The organism is Streptomyces sp. CoH27 (assembly GCF_020181035.1).
Classification (GTDB): domain Bacteria; phylum Actinomycetota; class Actinomycetes; order Streptomycetales; family Streptomycetaceae; genus Streptomyces; species Streptomyces camelliae.
The window spans coordinates 365,362-382,538 of record NZ_JAIQYY010000005.1; the positions used below are offsets into that span (position 1 = coordinate 365,362).

The 17,177-nt window shown below is 71.0% G+C and carries 20 protein-coding genes; 18 read left to right on the forward strand and 2 right to left on the reverse strand.

The window, feature by feature from the left end; translation table 11 throughout:
- On the reverse strand, positions 1-947 hold a 947-nt coding region (locus tag LE548_RS10595), incomplete at its 3' end, for a UbiA family prenyltransferase (protein WP_225096420.1).
- A gap of 195 nt (positions 948-1,142) precedes the next feature.
- Here LE548_RS10595 and LE548_RS10600 point away from each other — a divergent pair.
- Positions 1,143-2,588: an FAD-dependent monooxygenase gene (locus tag LE548_RS10600; protein WP_225096421.1), complete on the forward strand. Its 1,446-nt coding sequence runs from the start codon at positions 1,143-1,145 to the stop codon at positions 2,586-2,588.
- 50 nt (positions 2,589-2,638) lie between these two features.
- Positions 2,639-3,034 carry a PPOX class F420-dependent oxidoreductase gene (locus LE548_RS10605; protein ID WP_225096422.1) on the forward strand — a complete coding sequence of 132 codons (396 nt, stop codon included), beginning with the start codon at positions 2,639-2,641 and terminating at the stop codon, positions 3,032-3,034.
- On the opposite strand, the gene LE548_RS10610 is transcribed toward LE548_RS10605, so the two are convergent.
- Positions 3,021-3,545 carry a cysteine hydrolase family protein gene (locus LE548_RS10610; protein WP_225096423.1) on the reverse strand — a complete coding sequence of 175 codons (525 nt, stop codon included), beginning with the start codon at positions 3,543-3,545 and terminating at the stop codon, positions 3,021-3,023. The genes LE548_RS10605 and LE548_RS10610 overlap by 14 nt on opposite strands.
- Before the next feature lie 179 nt (positions 3,546-3,724).
- Between LE548_RS10610 and LE548_RS10615 the strand changes: the two genes are divergently transcribed.
- The 16 genes from LE548_RS10615 to LE548_RS10690 all read left to right on the forward strand — a co-directional run.
- Positions 3,725-4,933, forward strand: coding sequence for a serine hydrolase (locus LE548_RS10615; protein WP_225096424.1), 1,209 nt, complete (start codon positions 3,725-3,727; stop codon positions 4,931-4,933).
- Positions 4,930-5,337, forward strand: coding sequence for a thioesterase family protein (locus tag LE548_RS10620; protein ID WP_225096425.1), 408 nt, complete (start codon positions 4,930-4,932; stop codon positions 5,335-5,337). The genes LE548_RS10615 and LE548_RS10620 overlap by 4 nt, the downstream gene beginning before the upstream one ends.
- A 78-nt stretch (positions 5,338-5,415) precedes the next feature.
- The gene (locus LE548_RS10625; RefSeq protein ID WP_225096426.1) at positions 5,416-6,795 is read left to right on the forward strand and encodes an MFS transporter; all 1,380 of its coding nucleotides are present in this window, start codon (positions 5,416-5,418) and stop codon (positions 6,793-6,795) included.
- Position 6,796: 1 nt separating this feature from the next.
- Entirely contained in the window at positions 6,797-7,834 is a 1,038-nt protein-coding gene (locus LE548_RS10630; RefSeq protein ID WP_225096427.1) for a ketoacyl-ACP synthase III family protein, read from the forward strand.
- Positions 7,835-7,884: 50 nt separating this feature from the next.
- On the forward strand, positions 7,885-8,166 hold the full coding sequence (locus LE548_RS10635) for an acyl carrier protein (protein WP_225096428.1): 282 nt from the start codon (positions 7,885-7,887) through the stop codon (positions 8,164-8,166).
- Positions 8,166-9,419 carry a beta-ketoacyl synthase gene (locus LE548_RS10640; RefSeq protein ID WP_225096429.1) on the forward strand — a complete coding sequence of 418 codons (1,254 nt, stop codon included), beginning with the start codon at positions 8,166-8,168 and terminating at the stop codon, positions 9,417-9,419. Before LE548_RS10635 ends, LE548_RS10640 begins: the two co-directional genes overlap by 1 nt.
- Positions 9,416-10,504 carry a beta-ketoacyl synthase N-terminal-like domain-containing protein gene (locus tag LE548_RS10645; RefSeq protein ID WP_225096430.1) on the forward strand — a complete coding sequence of 363 codons (1,089 nt, stop codon included), beginning with the start codon at positions 9,416-9,418 and terminating at the stop codon, positions 10,502-10,504. The genes LE548_RS10640 and LE548_RS10645 overlap by 4 nt, the downstream gene beginning before the upstream one ends.
- Entirely contained in the window at positions 10,501-11,460 is a 960-nt protein-coding gene (locus LE548_RS10650; protein ID WP_225096431.1) for an AfsA-related hotdog domain-containing protein, read from the forward strand. The genes LE548_RS10645 and LE548_RS10650 overlap by 4 nt, the downstream gene beginning before the upstream one ends.
- Positions 11,460-12,185, forward strand: a complete 726-nt coding sequence (locus LE548_RS10655) for an HAD-IA family hydrolase (RefSeq protein ID WP_225096432.1) — start codon at positions 11,460-11,462, stop codon at positions 12,183-12,185. Before LE548_RS10650 ends, LE548_RS10655 begins: the two co-directional genes overlap by 1 nt.
- Positions 12,185-12,895, forward strand: a complete 711-nt coding sequence (locus LE548_RS10660; RefSeq protein ID WP_225096433.1) for an SDR family oxidoreductase — start codon at positions 12,185-12,187, stop codon at positions 12,893-12,895. The genes LE548_RS10655 and LE548_RS10660 overlap by 1 nt, the downstream gene beginning before the upstream one ends.
- Positions 12,895-13,299, forward strand: a complete 405-nt coding sequence (locus LE548_RS10665) for a 3-hydroxyacyl-ACP dehydratase FabZ family protein (RefSeq protein ID WP_225096434.1) — start codon at positions 12,895-12,897, stop codon at positions 13,297-13,299. Before LE548_RS10660 ends, LE548_RS10665 begins: the two co-directional genes overlap by 1 nt.
- Positions 13,296-13,850 carry a 3-hydroxyacyl-ACP dehydratase FabZ family protein gene (locus LE548_RS10670; protein ID WP_225096435.1) on the forward strand — a complete coding sequence of 185 codons (555 nt, stop codon included), beginning with the start codon at positions 13,296-13,298 and terminating at the stop codon, positions 13,848-13,850. Before LE548_RS10665 ends, LE548_RS10670 begins: the two co-directional genes overlap by 4 nt.
- Positions 13,851-13,929: 79 nt before the next feature.
- A complete protein-coding gene (locus LE548_RS10675) occupies positions 13,930-14,928 on the forward strand; it encodes an ACP S-malonyltransferase (protein ID WP_225096436.1) in 999 nt (332 codons plus the stop codon).
- A 36-nt stretch (positions 14,929-14,964) separates the two neighbouring features.
- Positions 14,965-16,509, forward strand: a complete 1,545-nt coding sequence (locus LE548_RS10680) for an acyl-CoA carboxylase subunit beta (RefSeq protein WP_225096437.1) — start codon at positions 14,965-14,967, stop codon at positions 16,507-16,509.
- A gap of 43 nt (positions 16,510-16,552) precedes the next feature.
- Positions 16,553-16,762 carry an acyl-CoA carboxylase subunit epsilon gene (locus LE548_RS10685; RefSeq protein WP_225096438.1) on the forward strand — a complete coding sequence of 70 codons (210 nt, stop codon included), beginning with the start codon at positions 16,553-16,555 and terminating at the stop codon, positions 16,760-16,762.
- Between the two features lie 253 nt (positions 16,763-17,015).
- Positions 17,016-17,177, forward strand: a 162-nt coding sequence (locus tag LE548_RS10690) for a biotin carboxylase N-terminal domain-containing protein (RefSeq protein WP_225096458.1), incomplete at its 3' end; no start/stop codon positions are given.

The following is a 17,177-nucleotide window of genomic DNA, read 5'->3' on the forward strand; positions in this document are numbered from 1 at the left end:
CGCATCGTCGTCGTCGCGTGCAGCACCAGGGCCGCGACCATGACGAGGTTCGCCGTGTACTGGGTGCGCATGAAGGCGCGGTAGGCGCTGCGGCGCGTGTGCTTGTCCGCGCCCTCGATCCGGGCGGTGCGCACGATCTGCGCCACCACACAGACGGCTCCGACGGCCACCGGCACCATCGCCGCGAGCGTCAACGGCGCCCAGCGCAGCGCCGCCAGGACCCCGCCCGTGCCGACGGCCAGCGCGCCCGCCGCACCGAGCGCCCGCGCCAGCCAGGCGCCATGGCGTACCGCCACGGTACGGCGCCCGCCGGTGGCGTCCCCGTCGACGTCGCTGAGGTCCTTGACCACCGATCCCACCAGGGCCATCCAGGCGCTCATGACGGTGGCGAAGACGAGTCCGGCCGTGTCCAGCCCGCCGCCGGCGGTGGCGGCACCGCCCGCGAACGAGGTCCAGCCGAGACCGAACACCACGACGGCGCACGCACTGCTCCAGCGCTTCGCGGGAAAAGGCGGCGCCGAATAGATCCAGCCCAGCAAGAGGAATGCCGCAGTCCAGATCGTGAGTCCGGGAACGAATTGCGAAAGGAGAAGCGAACCCGCGGTGGCGCCCGCGGTCAGGAAAGCGGCCGTCCTTTCCGGCAGATCCCCCCGCGCGATCGGCCGGACGGACCCATTGGCGCGGTCCTCCTTGACGTCCATGACGCCATTGATGAGGTAGGCGGCGACGACAGCCAGCCACCAGGCGAGAGCGCCGACGACCAACTGCTCCGGGTTCGGCCCGTGTTGACGCGAGGTGAATGCGGTGCCCAATGCGTACCGCAGAAGGAAGACGATCTGAACGGTCGGGCGCGCCTCCACCAGAGAAAGACGTGCGTAACGAAAGACGAGGCTGGGTCGCGCCTTGGAGATGAGTATTCCGTCGGTTATCTCGGCCACGACGATCACGTTACGAGGCTCTCCGGCGCCGGGTGAGGCATCTGCACCCTAGGGTGCATCCCCCCGAATTTCCCGCATGGTTCCTTGGTTGCAGTCGCCCCTGTTCCGGCCGTGCACCGGCCCCGGAAGCCGTCACGATGACCGTCCGAGGCATGCACCGAAGCCTTGACGCCATTGGACCGACGAAGGTTTGGGAGGTGGGCCATGACGGACGTGGTCATCGCGGGCGGCGGCCCGGTGGGACTGATGCTGGCGTGCGAGCTGCGGCTGGCCGGCGTGGACGTGCTGGTGCTGGAACGGCTCACCGAGCGGGTACCGCACTCGAAGGCGCTCGGCATGCACGCGCGGACCCTGGAGGTGCTCGACCAACGGGGCCTCGCCGAGCGCTTCCTGGAGGGCCACAAGCGGGCGCCCACCACCCACTTCGCCGGTCTGCGGCCGCTGGAGTTCGACGCCTCCGCCACGCGGCACCCGTACATGCTGCTCATCCCGCAGGCGCACACCGAACGGCTGCTCGCCGAGCGCGCCGCCGAACTGGGCGTGGAGATCCGGTACGGCACCGAGGTCACCGGTCTCACCCAGGACGCCGACGGCGTCGACATCGAGGTGGCCGGCGGCGCGCCGCTGCGGGCCCGGTACCTGGTCGGCTGCGACGGCAGCCGCAGCACCGTGCGCCGGCTGCTCGGCGTGGACTTCCCCGGCACCCCGGCCACGCTCACCGCGATGATCGCCGACGTCACCCTCGACGACCCCCCGGCCACACCGGCGCTGCTGGCCCGGCACCCGGGCGGGCAGGCCGGGGTGCTGGAGTACGAGCCCGGGACGTACCGGGCGATGACCATCGAGTACGACACGGTGGCCGACCCGGACGTCCCGGTGACCTTCGACGAGTTCAAGGCCACCTTCCGGCGGATCGCCGGCACCGACCACGGCATGCGGGATGCGATCTGGGTGTCCCGGTTCGGCGACGCCGCCCGGCAGGCCGACCGGTACCGGGTGGGCCGCGTGTTCCTCGCCGGGGACGCCGCGCACATCCACAATCCGTCCGGCGGACAGGGCCTGAACCTGGGTGTGCAGGACGCGGTGAACCTCGGCTGGAAGCTGGCCGCCGCCGTCCACGGACACGCCGGCGAGGACCTGCTGGACAGCTATCACACCGAGCGCCACCCGGTCGGCGCGCGCGTACTCCAGAACACCCACGCCCAGGTCGCGCTGAGCCGCCCCGGACACGCGGTGGACGCCCTGCGCGAACTGTTCGCCGAGCTGATCCGGGCCGAGGAGGTCAACCGCCGGCTCACCGGCCTGGTCAGCGCGCTCGACGTGCGCTACCCGGTCGACGGCGCCCACCCGCTGACGGGCGCGCGCATGCCGGACGCCGACCTCAAGACCCCCGACGGCGACACCCGTGTGTCCCGGCTGCTGCACTCCGGCCGGGGCGTCCTGCTCGACCTGACCGAGGACCCCGCGCTGCGCTCCGCCGCGGCCGGGTGGACCGGCCGCGTCGACCTCGTACCGGCCCGGCACGCGGACACGCGCCTGGACGGCGTGGACGCGGTGCTGGTGCGCCCCGACGGCTATGTGGCCTGGGCGGCCCCGACCGATGTGACCCTGCCCCACGCGCTGAACACCTGGTTCGGCCCGGCACGCTGACGCTCCAAGCCGAATCACTCACCCGACCAGCAATAAAACAAAGGCACTTGATGAGTCTCATACCCGAAAGCCACCGCGACCTCCTGGAGCGGCCGCTCTTCGCCCACCTGGCGACGACGCGGGCCGGACAGGGCGGCCCGCAGGTGAATCCGATGTGGTGCTCCTGGGACGGCACCCATCTGCGCTTCACGAGCACCAGGACCCGCGTCAAGTACCGGAACGTGACGGCCGATCCGCGGGTCGCCGTGTCCATCAACGATCCGGACGAGCCGTACCGCTATCTGGAGATCCGCGGTGTCGTCGAACGCGTCGACGACGACTCCTCCGGCGCGTTCTTCGTGGAACTGGCCGACCGCTACAGCAGGGAGCTGAACGGCCGGCTGCCCCAGGATGTCAAGGACCGCGTGGTGTACGTGGTCCGGCCGACGGCCGTCAGCTACCAGTGACGAGCCGTCCGGACAGGATCTCCTCGGCCGTGCGCACCGCGGCACCCGCCGCGGCCAACTGACCGAGGACCCGGTCCTGTTCGGCGGCCGAGACCGTGGTGGTGGCATCGGAGACCAGGGTGACCCGGTAGCCCGATGCCAGCGCCGTCCGGGCCGTGGCGGCCACTGCGTGCGCCGTCGACAGGCCGGCGATCACCACGTCGCTGATCCCCCGCGCGGCCAGCCGCGCCGCCAGATCCGTCCCCTCGAACGCGTCGAGGCCGTGCTTGACGACCACCAGGTCGCCCGGCCCCGGTGCGACACGCTCGTGCAGCCGGCCCGCAGGGGCCTCGGGCCCGCCGTCGGAGCCGCCGGCGTGCAGGTGACGGACCAGCACCACCTCCGTGAAGCCCGCGCGCAGCCGGGCACAGGCACCGACGAGCGCCGCCGCGGGCGTCGGCTCCCACGGGTGCATTCCCAGGATCCACTGCTGCAGGTCGACGAGTATCAGCGCGGCACGGGTCTCGGTCATGTTCTGCATGTTCTCCCCCAGAGCAGTTGAGTTCGGGCCGGAAGGCTAGCAGAAATGATCAACGAGATTTCCACTGCACCCTAGGGTGCAGTTCCGAACCAGGGGGCCCGAACCCCTCGTAATGTAGAGCTCGCGGTCGAGAACACAATTCCCGGTCCTCGGAAAGGAAATGAAAAGACATGGAGCTCAGGGCGGATCGTCTGGACGGTCTGGGTAAGTACTTCGGCCGGCTGACCGCCGAGGGAAAGATCCCCGGATATTCGGCCATGGTGTCGCAGCACGGGGAGGTGAAGTACGAATCCTCCGGCGGAATGGCGAACATAGCCGAGGGAATTCCGATGACGGCGGACAGCATCTTCCGCACCTGGTCGCTGAGCAAGCCGATGACCTCGGTGGCCTTCATGAAGCTGGTCGAGGACGGCCTGGTGGGTCTGAACGACCCGCTGGCCGACTATCTGCCGGCCTTCCGTGACCAGCGGGTCTACCGCACCGGACTGCCGGCGGCCCCCGTCACCGAGGGCCTGCTGGAGCCGATCCGGATGTGGCACCTGCTGACCCACACCGCGGGCCTCGGCTACGGTGCCCACCAGTCGCACGCCGTGGACACCCTGTACGTGGGCCAGGGCTACACGGTGGAACCGCCGGCCGGCACCAGCCTCGCCGAGGCCGTCGACGCCTGGGCCTCCTTCCCGCTGCGCTTCCAGCCGGGCACGGGCTGGAACTACGGCGTGAGCACCGACGTCCTGGGCCGGGTCATCGAGGTGGTCTCCGGCAAGCGCCTCGACGTCTTCATGCGCGAGTCGTTCTTCGAGCCGCTGGGCCTGACGGACACCGGCTTCCGCGTGGACCCGCGGAACAAGGACCGGTACGCCGAGATCTACAGCCCCACCGCCGACGGCGGCATCGAGCACAACCCGCAGGCGAGCGTCTACCCCACCGAGGAGCCGGTCTTCCTGTCGGGCGGCGGCGGCATCTACACCACGGTCGCCGACTACATGAAGTTCCTCGGCATGCTGGCGGCGGGCGGCAGGATCGCCGGCGGCTCCGACTACTATCTGTCGCCGCTGACCGTCGAGTCGATCCGCGGCAACCATCTGCCGGGGAACATCACGCTGGGCGCCGGATTCGGCAACTGGGCCGTGCCCGCCGTCAACGAACTGATGCCCGGCGCCGGCTTCGGACTGGGCTTCATGACGGTCGAGTCACCGCGCGAGACCCATCTGCTGACGCGTCAGGGCGAGTACTTCTGGCTCTCGATGAGCAGCGCCAACTTCTTCATCGACCCCGCCTCGGGCGTCGCCGCGCTGGTCTCACCGCAGCTGTTCCCGTCCCGCACCCTGCCGGTCACCAATCGCCTGCGGCAGTTCGTCTACCAGGCCTGCCGATGAACACGAAATCGCTGCCCGTGGAAATCCCGCTCAGATGGGGCGACATGGATTCCTACGGTCACGTCAACAACTGCGAAGTCGTCCGGATCATCGAAGAAGCCCGTATGAGATGGCTCATGACGAGCGGGGTCTTCGACGGGGAGACCGCGGTCGTCGCGGCCCATGAGATCGGATATCTGCGTCCGCTCCAGTACTCGCTCGACCCGGTCAACGTCGAGGTGTGGACCTCGAATGTCCGGCGGTCCAGCTTCGAATTCAATTTCCGGGTTCTGAACAACGCCCGGCAGGTGAGCGTCAAGGCCGTCAGCCGGATGGTGATGTTCGACCTCGTCAAGCAGGAGGCGTACGCCATGAGCCCGCGGCTGCGCGAACATCTCGCCGCCGCCAGCGGAGAACGCCTGTAGCTCCCGTCCCCCCAAGAAAGGGAATCCTCCATGTCGACCGTGGTGTCGAAATCCCCCCCACGCCCAGCACAATCGACCATGGGCACGCTGGGCCTGACCATCGTCCTGGTCGCCGCGGCCCTGACGATGATCGACGCGTCGATCGTCAACGTCGCCCTGCCGTCGATCCAGTCGACCCTGCACACCGACGCCTCGGTGTCGCAGTTCGTGGTCAGCGGCTATGTCATCGCCTATGCCATCCTCCTGGTGCTGGGCGGCAAACTCGGTGACCGCTACGGCCGCCGGCGCCTGTTGCAGATCGGTGTCCTGGCGTTCACCCTGACCTCGCTGGCCTGCGGGCTGGCACCGAACATCGACTCCCTGATCGTCGCCCGGGTCCTGCAGGGCGGATCGGCCGCCTTCCTGCTCCCGCAGGCGCTCTCCACGATCCAGACCTCCCTGGCCGACGCGGCCAAGACCCGCGCCATCGGCCTGTACGGAGCGATCGGCGGCCTGTCGGCCGCGGCTGGCCAGCTGCTCGGCGGCGTCCTCGTCTGGGCGAACATCGCGGGCCTGGAATGGCGGCCCATCTTCCTGGTGAACGTCCCGCTGGGCATCCTGGCCCTGATCGGCGCGAAGGCCCAGGTGCCCGACACCAAGGCCGCCGCCAACCAGCCCATGGACCTCGGCGGCACGGTACTCCTCGGCGTCGGCGTGCTCGCGCTGCTGATCCCGCTCAGCGTCGGCCGGCAGGTGCACTGGGCCGTGTGGTGCTGGGCGCTGATCGCGCTCGCGGTCGTCGCCGGCGTCGTACTGTGGCGCTACGAGCGGAAGTTGGAGCAGCAGGGGCGCACCCCGCTGATCCCGCCGTCGCTGGTCCGGCTGCGTCCGGTCAACCGCGGTCTGCTCGTCCTCGGCTCCGGCTTCCTGGTCTTCAGCGGCTTCTCCTTCGCGGTCCCGCTCGCCCTCCAGGACGGCAACGGCATGAGCGCGGTGGAGTCCGGCCTGTCGGTGGCCCCGCTGGCCGTGGGCGCCTTCCTCGGCTCGCTGCGGGCACCGAAGGTCATGGGCAAGTTCGGCATGCGCACCGTGAACGTCGGCGGCGGCTTCCTCGTCGCCGGTCTGGCCCTGCTGATCGTCGCCGCCAAGGCGTGGTGGCCGCACCTGCACTTCTACGAGCTCATCGTCGCGATGTTCCTCATCGGTGTCGGCAACGGCCTGTTCATCCCGCCGGTGTTCCGCACGATCCTCACCGCCCTGCCGCCGGACCAGGCGGGCGCGGGCAGCGGGATCATGTCGACCACCCAGCAGACCTCGGTCGCCGTCGGCACGGCGGTCCTGGGCCAGGTGTTCATCAGCTTCGCCGCCGGCGGCGACATGAACCTCGGGTTCGTCACCGTGACCGCCGCCTACCTCGTGGTCGGCGCCCTGCTCCTGCTCTTCGGCGGCGCGGCCCTCACGCAGAAGACCGGGGACTGACATGTTCATCGGCGACCTGTACCTCAACGGCTGCGCGGTGTCCTATCCCACCACGCGCGTCCCGGTGGCCGAGGCGCTGGCGCAGGGGCTGGTCCGCGACTTCGACGAGACCATCGGCAACCCGGACGTACCCGTCTTCGACGAGAACGCGCCGGCCGCCGACATGGCCGTGGAGGCCCTGCGCCAGTCGCTCAAGTCGACCGGCACGGACGCCTCGGACGTGGACCTGCTGATCCACTGCGGATGGTGGCACCAGGGCTTCGACATCTGGAGCGCGGCGCACTACGTCGCCCACCGGACCGGTGCCCTGGGCGTCGTACCGATGAATCTCTCGCAGGGGTGCAACGCCCCCATGGCGGCGCTCGAACTCACCGTCCGGGCGATGCGGGCCGACGACACCATCCGGACCGGCGCCGTCACGGCGGCCGACGCCATGCAGTTCCCGCAGGTCGACCGCTGGAACCTCAACTACGGCTGTGTGCACGGCGACGCGGGCACCGCGATGCTGGTCTCGCGAGAGCCGGCCGCACGGAACGCCTTCCGTATCGTCTCGATCGCCAGCAAGGCGGCCCCCGAGCTCGAAGAGATGAACCGGTCCGGATACACCGCGACCCCCGGCCCCGCCCTGCGGGACGGCGGCCGGGTGGACCTGAAGGCGGCCAAGAAGGCGTACCTCACGCAGTACGGCATGGACGGGTTCATGGGCCGCTCCCGTGAGGCCCTCACGGGGTGCGTGCGCCAGGCCCTTGAGGACGCCGGACTCGACGGCGGCGAGAGCCGTATCCGCGTCGTCTCGGTGCCCCGGCTCAGCGGAAAGATCTTCGAGACCGTCTACCGGGCCCAGCTCGCCCCGCTCTTCGGCGCCGAGAAGCTGGTCTGGTGGGGCGACCGCACGGCCCACCTGGGCGTCGCCGACGTCGGCGCCAACATCGAGGACACCCACGACGAACACGCCCTGGAACCCGGCGACATCACCGTCGTGGTGAACGCGGGCGGCGGCTACACCTGGTCCTGCCTGGTGCTGGAGTCCGTCGCCTGACCCACCCACCCCTCCACGAAGAAGACACACCCACCGAAGGAAGAAGAAAAATGACCACTGCTTTCGTTTCCGACGAGACCATCCGCGAGACCACCCTCGACATCATCGTCGACGAGCTGGAGCTGGACGCCGAGCCCGACGAGGTCGACGGCGCCGCCGACCTGATCGAGTTCTACGGCGCCGACTCCCTCGGCCTGATCCAGGTCCTGGCCCGCGTCAACAAGCAGCTGGGCATCCGGGTGCCCCGCGAGCAGGCCGTCGACCTGCGCACCGTCGAGCTCCTCGTGCAGCGCATCATCGACATCCGCGACGGCAAGGGCGGCGACCAGTGATGCGCCCGGCACGCCGGGTCGTCGTCACCGGCATGGGATGTGTGAGCAGCATCGGCACCGGCGTCGAGGAGTTCACCGAGGGCATCAAGGCCGGTCTGAGCGGAGTCTCCGAGATCGCGTCCTTCGACGCCGGTGACTTCCCGGTCCGGCTGGCCGGCGAGGTGCAGGGCTTCGACCCCGCCGCGATCGTCCGCACCATCGACCTCGACGACTGGGGACGTACGGCCCACTTCGCGGCCGCCGCTGCCCGGCTCGCGATGGACGACTCCGGGCTCGAACTCGACGAGGAGACCCGGGCGACGGCGGGCGCGATCATCGGCACCACCAACGGTGAGGCACCCTCCGTCGACACCCTGACCCACCAGTGGCTGGACGGCGGCCCCAGCACCCTCTCCGCCGACGTGGCCCGCCGGATCTCGGCCGGCAACATCGCCGCCGCCGCGGCCACCGAACTGGGCCTGTACGGCGAGACCGTCGTCATCCCGACGGCGTGCTCGGCCGCCAACTACGCCATCGGCAGCGCCGCTGACAAGATCATCGCCGGTGAGGCCGACGTGATGGTGGCCGGCGGCGCGGACAGCGTGAACCGCTTCACCCACGCCGGCTTCCTCAGCCTCGGCGCGGTCGCCGACGGGGTGCCCCGGCCCTTCGACCAGGACCGTTCGGGCATCGTCACCGCCGAGGGCGGCGCGGTGCTGGTCCTGGAGGAACTGGAGCACGCCAAGGCGCGCGGCGCCCACATCTACGCCGAACTGCTCGGCTACGGGCTCAGCTGCGACGCCCACCACATCGTCCACCCGGACGCGGAGTCCATCGCCACCTGCATCCGGCGGGCGCACGCCAACTCGGGCATCGTCGCCGAGGACGTCGACTACATCTGCGCCCACGGCACCGGCACGCCGACCAACGACATCACCGAGGTCACCGCGACCCGGCTGGTGTTCGGCGACGAGCACCCGCCGATGAGCTCCATCAAGTCGATGCTGGGCCACACGATGGGCGCGGCCAGCGGATTCGGCGCGATCGCCTGCTGCAAGGCGATCGAGGACGCCTTCCTGCCGCCCACCATCAACCTGCGCACCGTCGACCCGGCGTTCGGCGAGGGCATCGACTTCGTCGGCAACGGTGCCAAGGGAGCCGCGGTGCGCGTCGCGCAGAACCACGGCTTCGCCTTCGGCGGCAACAACGCCATCACCATTTTCGGCGCCTATGCCGACGGCGAGCCCGTCGGCGCGGGGGAGGGACCGCGATGAGCGCGGCAGCAGAACTCCAGATCTCCGATGTGTCGGTGCTGTCCGCGGCCGGTGTCGGCCTGGACGCCCTGCGCGCCCGGCTCCGTGAGCCGGGCGCGGCCCCCGGCGGCGCCCCCGCCGAGGACGTCACCCAGTACGAGGGTCTGCCCGGCCAGGTCGCGGCCGTACCGGACTTCACGATCACCGACTATGTGCCGCGCAAGGGCACGAAGAACCTCGACCGCACCACGAGGCTCGGCCTCGCCGCCGCCACCCTGCTCAAGCGGTCGCTGGACGAGCGGGCCGCGATCGGCGAGGCGTCCTGGGCGTCCACCGGGATCGCCATGGGCACGGTCATCGGCAGCCTGCGCAGCAGCGTCGACCTGGACATCGACATCATCGAGGGCAAGGGCACCGACCTCGTCAACCCGGCGGTCTTCCCCAACACCACGATGAACTGCTGCGCCAGCCAGATAGCGATCTGGCACAGCTTCCGCGGCCCCAACTCCACCCTCGCCAACGGCACCGTCAGCGCCCTGTCCGCGCTGGCTTACGCGGCCCGGCTGATCCGCTGCGGTCACGCCGAGCGGATGCTCGTCGGCGGCGTCGAGGAGCTGTCGCCCCACACCGCGTGGGGAATCCGGCTGAAGAAGGAGGTCCAGGAGTCCGTCTTCATCGGCGAGGGCGCGGCCCTGGTCGCCCTCGAACCCGCCGGAGCGGACGCCCCGCCGGCCGTGGCCACGGTGACCGCCTGCGAGGTGATGTTCGCCCCCGAGCGCACCCAGGCCGGCCGCACCGCCGCGCTGCGCCGCGCGGTCGACCGGGCGCGGGCGGCGGCCGAAGCCGCCGGCACCGGCATCGACCTGGTCCTGCCCGGAAACGTCGGAACGGCTCTGCAGACCGCGGAGGAGTCGGCCCTCGACCACGTCGACGCCGAACGCGTGGACGTGCGGGCCGCGGTCGGTGAGTGCGGCGGCGCCCTGGGCGCCATGCAGCTCGCCGCCGCGGTCGCCCTCGGCCGGCCCGGCACCGGCGTGCTGATCACCGGGGTCGACGAGTCCGGGGCGGTGGCCGCGGCCGTGCTCACCATCGAGGAGCACGCATGAGCCCCACCCCCGTGGCGACGGCGCCCGGCACCCGGGTCCGCCGGGAGCTGGTCCACCGCGCCAACGAACAGGAGATCCTGGTCTCCCCGCCCTGGCGGGCCGAGGACGGCGGCTACGGCGGTACGACGGTCACCACGGACCTCAGCCCGTACTACCGCGACCACCCGGGAACCCACTGGCTGGACGCCCTGCTGCTGATCGAGGCCTGCCGCCAGGCGGCGCTCAGCGCGGCGCACGAGTTCGAGGACCTCTCGTCCGACATCGCGTTCTTCTTCAACTCGATCGACATGGAGATCACCGAGCCCGCACAACTGGCGGGCCTCGAAGGAGAGCTGACGATCCTGTCGGAGTTCGAGGAACTCCGGTTGCGCGGCGACGGCTCGCCGAAGCAGATCACGTACCACCAGCGCGGCACGGACGGCTCCGGCCGGACCGTGGTCCGTACGTCGATGGCGGTGCAGGGCCTGCCCAAGGGCCGCTACCCGGAGCTGCGGGCCTACCAGCGGGGCGGCTCGCCCGCCCCGACCACCGCGGCCCTGCGCTCCGCCGCCGGCCCCCGGACCGCCCTCAGCACACCGGCGAGCGTGGCCCGCACCGAGGCCGCCGACGTGGCGATCGCCGGCGTACGGCGTGAGGCGGGCACCCTGGTCGCGGACCTGGCCCCGGACTTCGGCAACGGCAGCCTCTTCGACCACGACTACGACCACTATCCGGCGATGGTGCTCATCGAGGCCGGCCGGCAGCTGGCGCTGTCCGGCACGCCGGACCCCGCCGGGCACCTGGTCACCGCGGTAAGCGCCACCTTCGACAACTTCGCCGAACTCGACGCGCCGATCCGGCTCGTGGCCCGGCCCGGCGAGCGGCGGGTCGACGTGAACTGCCTCCAGGGCGACCTCGTCGTCACCCGGATGTCGTTCGCGCTGGCCCCCGCCCCCGGCGGAAAGAGGCAGGCGTGATGAGGACGGCGACGAGGAGCGCGACGAGGACCGCGACGAGGACGGCGATCTGGACCGACTTCCGCGGGGTGATGACCCCGCCGCTGCGGGAGGGACTGCGCGCCTACTGCGAGGGCAAGCCGTTCACCCCCGAACAGCTCGGGCAGTGCCTGCGTGTCATCGCCGACCGCCACGGCTGCCCGGACGGGATGGCCGTACTGGACTCCGGGATCCTCTCGGAGCGCCAGTGGGCGGCGGAGATCGAGCAGGAGCTGTCCGCCCGGTTCGGCGTGCGCGCCGACCTGTCCGGGCTCGGCCCCGAGTGGTGGAGCGACCGCCGGCTCGACCCCGAGTGGCTCGCCGCCCTGCGCTCATGGCGGCAGGCGGGCGCCTTCGTGGGCGTGATCTCCAACCTCCCCGTCGACTGGAAGGACCACTTCGCGGGCTTCCTGGACTGGGACGAGCTGTTCGACGAGGTCCTGCTCTCCTGCGACCTCCAGGCCCGCAAACCCGACGCCGGGATGTTCCGCCACGCCGAGTCACGCTCCGGCCTGCCCCCCGAGTCCAACGTCCTCGTCGACGACCTGGACGACAACGTCGCCGGTGCGCGGCGCGCGGGCTGGGTCGGCGTGCTCGGCGGCGGGGCCGCCACGCGTGCCGCCATCGAGCGGATCGACTCGATCGTGCGCTCCGGCGCACCCCACCACCTCGTGCGCTCCGGCGCACCCCACCAAGGAGCAGCATGATGACCAGTCGATCGGTGTTCGTCACGGGAGCCAGCCGGGGTATCGGCGCGGCGATCGCGAGCGACCTGAACAAGCAGGGCTACCGCGTGGTCGGCACCGCCCGCACCACCCGGCCCGAACTCGAAGGCGTCTCCTTCGTCCAGTGCGACGTGCGCGACCCGGAGTCGGTGCGCACGGCGGTGGAGCAGGCCCGCGAGATCGTCGGCGAGATCGACATCGTCGTGAACTGCGCCGGCATCATGAACGACGGCCTGCTGCTCACCCAGACCCAGGAGGGCGTCCAGGAGGTCCTCGACACCAACCTCACCGGCTCCATCAACGTGGCCCGCGAGACCGTGCCGGACATGCTGGCCAACAAGTGGGGCCGCTTCGTCTTCGTGTCCTCCATCGTCGCCCTGTGGGGATCGCCCGGCCAGGTCAACTACTCGGCCTCCAAGAGCGGCCTGATCGGTGTCGCCCGCTCCCTCGCCTGGGAGCTCGGCCGGGCCGGGATCACCTCCAACGTCGTACTGCCGGGTCTGATCGAGACCGACATGATCGCCGACCTGTCGGACCGGCGGCGCAAGGAGATCGTCTCCCAGACGGCGCTGCGCCGCACCGGCCGGCCCGAGGAGGTGGCCGCACTGGTCTCCTTCCTCGTCTCCGAGGACGCCGGCTTCATCACCGGCGCCTCGATCCCGATCGGCGGCGGCGTCGGCATGGGCGTCTGATGGGCGCGGCGACGATTCCCGTACGGCCCGACGCGCGCCGGATGCCGCTGGTGGCCGTGGACAGCGTCGAAGCGGTCGACGGAGGCTTCATCGGCCGCAAGACGATCACCACCGACGACCCCTATCTCGCCGGGCACTTCCCGTCCCTGACGGTGTATCCGGGAGTGTTCCTCATCGAGAGCCTCCAGCAGATGCTCGAACTGCACCTCGACGGCGCCCTGGGCGGTATCGAGCTGGTGGAGCTCGCTTCGGCCCGGTTCAGCCGCCCGGCGCTGGCCGGCGACGAGGTGACGTTCGAGGTCGCGGTCAGCGGCGACCGTACGAGCCTGGTCACCAAGGCCACGTGCAGCAGCGGCGGCCGGCGCATCGCCCGCATCACCGCGACGTGGAGGAGCCGGACATGACCACCCCGACGCAGGCCCAGTCCCTTTCCGAGACGCAGACCCAGGCCCAGGCCCTTTCCGAGACGCAGACCCAGGCCCAGGCTCTTTCCGACGGGCTGCCCGACCCCGGCGACCTGCTGCCCTACGGCTACCCGGCGCTCCAGGTCGACCGGATCGTCCGGCACACGCCGGGCGCCCTTGAGGCCACCAAGGCCGTGACCTACCACGAGCTGGACGCCCACCTGGGCGGCTCCCGGCCGGGCCGGTTCCCCGCCAGCCTCACCCTGGAGTCGTTCCTCCAGGCCTGCGGGCTGCTCCTGATGCGGGAGACCGATCCGGACGACCGTCAGCTGCTGATCTTCGGATCGGCGCGCGGCGTACGGATGCCCGACGCGGCGCGCGCCGGTGAACTGCTGGTACACACCGTGGAGTTGGTCGACCGGGACGAGGAGACGGCCACGTTCGCCGGGGTCTCCCGGGCCGGGGACGGTCGTACCGTCCTCGAAGTCGAACGCGCCATCACCCTGCTGCGCCCCGCCGACTCGTTCGAGGGCTACGTCAGCGGCAGCTGAGATTTCCCAAGATTCTCAAGATTCCCAACATTCTCAAGATTCCCGAAGATTTCCGAAGATTTCCGAAACGGAGGATCCGGTGGTGTACCACTATGTCGTGACCGCCCCGGGACAGGGAGTCCAGCGGCCCGGGATGCTCGATCCCTGGCTGGACGCCGTCCCCGGGGCACCCGCCCTCGTCGCCGACTGGTCGCGGGCCGCGGGCTTGGACCTGGTCGAGGCCGGCCGTGACGAGGCCCTGCTGGCCGACACGGCCTACGCCCAGCCCCTGATCGTCGCCGCGTCCCTGCTGGCCCACCAACTGCTGCGCGACAGGCTGCCCTCGGCCGCCGGTGAGGTGCTGTTCGCGGGCCACTCGGTCGGCGAGCTGGCCGCGGCGGCGGGAGCCGGCTACCTCAGCCCCCGGGACGCGGTCGCCCTCGCCCGGGTGCGCGGCGCGGCGATGTCGGCGGCGTGCGCGGTGGCGCCGACCGGCATGGCCGCGGTGATGCCGGCCAGGCGGAACCCCGCCTCGGACGAGGAGATCGTCGCCGCCGTCGGTACGGCAGGCCTGACGGTGGCCAACTTCAACGGCAGCCACCAGTTCGTGGCGGCGGGACCGGCCGACCGGGTCGAGGCCCTCGCCGACGCGCCGCCGCCGGGCATCCGGGTCTCGCCGCTCGCCGTCGCCGGCGCCTTCCACACCGAGGCCATGGCGCTCGCGGTGGCACAGTTCGCCCGCGCCATCGAGGACGTACGGATCGCGGAGCCCGCCTCGGCGCTGCTGGGCAACGGAGAGGGCGAGCCGGTCGCCGGCCCGGAGGACCTGCGGCGCCGGCTGATCACCCAGATCACCTCGCCGGTCCGCTGGGACCTGTGCGCGCAGGCGATAGCCCGCCGGGCCCCCGGCGCCCTGCACATCGAGCTGGCACCGGCGGGACCGCTCACCCGCCTGCTCCAGCGGGCCCGCCCCGAGGCACGCGCCGTCGCGCTGGGCGTCCCGGAAGACCTCGACCGCGTACTGGCCGAGGCCGCCAGGAGCCGCATGTCCGCGGTGGCGGGCATGCCGGAGGAGCGCGAGCTGGTGGGCGCGGGATGACGACGACGGCTTGTGCGGACGGCAAGGGAGGATCCGATGCGTAGTGGTGTCGAGGAGCTGGCGAGTCTCCGGCGCGAGATCGCCGAGGGCCCGGACCCGGCCGCCACCCAACGACAGCGTGACAAAGGCAAGTTGACGGCCCGGGAGCGGATCGAGCTGCTCCTGGACCCGGGGTCCTTCCAGGAGGTCGAGCAGCTGCGCCGGCACCGGGCGACCGGGTTCGGCCTGGAGGCCAAGAAGCCGCACACGGACGGTGTGATCACCGGCTGGGGCACGGTGGAAGGCCGTACGGTCTTCGTCTACGCCCACGACTTCCGCATCTTCGGCGGCGCGCTCGGCGAGGCCCACGCCGAGAAGATCCACAAGATCATGGACATGGCCATCGCGGCCGGCGCGCCCCTGGTCTCCCTGAACGACGGCGCCGGCGCCCGCATCCAGGAAGGCGTCACCGCCCTCGCCGGCTACGGCGGCATCTTCCAGCGCAACACCAAGGCGTCCGGCGTGATCCCGCAGATCAGCGTGATGCTCGGCCCCTGCGCGGGCGGCGCGGCGTACAGCCCGGCCCTCACGGACTTCGTGTTCATGGTCCGCGAGACCTCGCAGATGTTCATCACCGGCCCGGACGTGGTCAAGGCGGTCACGGGCGAGGAGATCAGCCAGAACGGCCTGGGCGGCGCCGACGTCCACGCCGAGACGTCCGGCGTGTGCCACTTCGCGTACGACGACGAGGAGACCTGCCTCGCCGAGGTCCGTTACCTCCTCTCGCTGCTCCCGCAGAACAACCGTGAGAGGCCCCCGGCGACGGCGCCCGACGACCCGGCCGACCGGCGCTGCGAGGAACTCCTCGACCTGGTCCCCGCCGACGGCAACCGCCCCTACGACATGCGCGCGGTGATCGAGTCGCTCGTCGACGACGGCGACTTTCTGGAGATCCACGAGCGCTGGGCCGGCAACGTCATCGTCGCCCTGGCCCGCCTCGACGGCCAGACCGTCGGCATCGTGGCCAATCAGCCCCAGTCGCTGGCCGGCGTCCTCGACATCAACGCGTCCGAGAAGGCCGCCCGCTTCGTCCAGATGTGCGACGCCTTCAACATCCCGCTCGTGACACTCCTCGACGTCCCCGGCTTCCTGCCCGGCGTCGACCAGGAGCACGGCGGCATCATCCGGCACGGCGCCAAGCTGCTGTACGCGTACTGCAACGCCACCGTCCCCCGCATCCAGCTCATCCTGCGCAAGGCGTACGGCGGTGCCTACATCGTCATGGACTCCCGTTCCGTGGGCGCTGACCTGTCGTACGCCTGGCCCACCAACGAGATCGCGGTGATGGGCGCCGAGGGCGCCGCGAACGTCATCTTCCGGCGCCAGATCGCCGGCGCCGACGACCCCGAGGCGATGCGGGCCCGCATGGTCAAGGAGTACAAGGCCGAGCTGATGCACCCGTACTACGCGGCCGAGCGGGGCCTGGTGGACGACGTGATCGACCCCGCCGAGACCCGCGAGGTGCTGATCCGCTCCCTGCACATGCTGCGGACCAAGCACGCCGAGCTGCCCTCGCGCAAGCACGGCAACCCGCCCCAGTGACCCCACCAGTCCTGCCCGCCCCACCCGAACGGAGCTGATCCAGGTGACCACAGCCATCGAGCGCACCGCCCCGGCCCCTCTGGTCCGCGTGGAACGCGGCCTGCCCTCCGACGACGAACTCGCCGCCCTGACCGTGGCGTTGCTCTCCAGGGCCATGATCGCCGGCCCGGGCACCCCCGCCGCCCCGCCCGTCCCCCTGTGGGACCGCCCGGAGCGCCACGCGTCGTATCGCCCCATCGGCTGGCGGCGGTAGCGCGGGGAGGCGAGTACATCCCAGACGAGTACATCCCAAGGGAGCGTCATGGAGCAGGAGTTGGAGGAGATGGACATGTCCGGAACACACCGCGGCGACTCGGCACGCGGCACAACGCGGAACCAGCCCACGGAGCGGCCCTCGCCGCCGCGAGCGCTGTTGGCAGGAGAGGAGGACGGTGGCGATGAGCCGCACATCCAGCGCGGGATCGACTGAGACCGCTGAGGCCACTCTCATCGGCGGCGGAGGCGCGGTGCGCAAGGTACTGATCGCCAATCGCGGCGAGATCGCGGTCCGGGTCGCGCGGGCCTGCAAGGACGCAGGGATCACATCCGTCGCCGTATACGCCGACCCGGACCGGGACGCGCTGCACGTCCGCGCGGCCGACGAGGCGTTCGCCCTGGGCGGTGACACA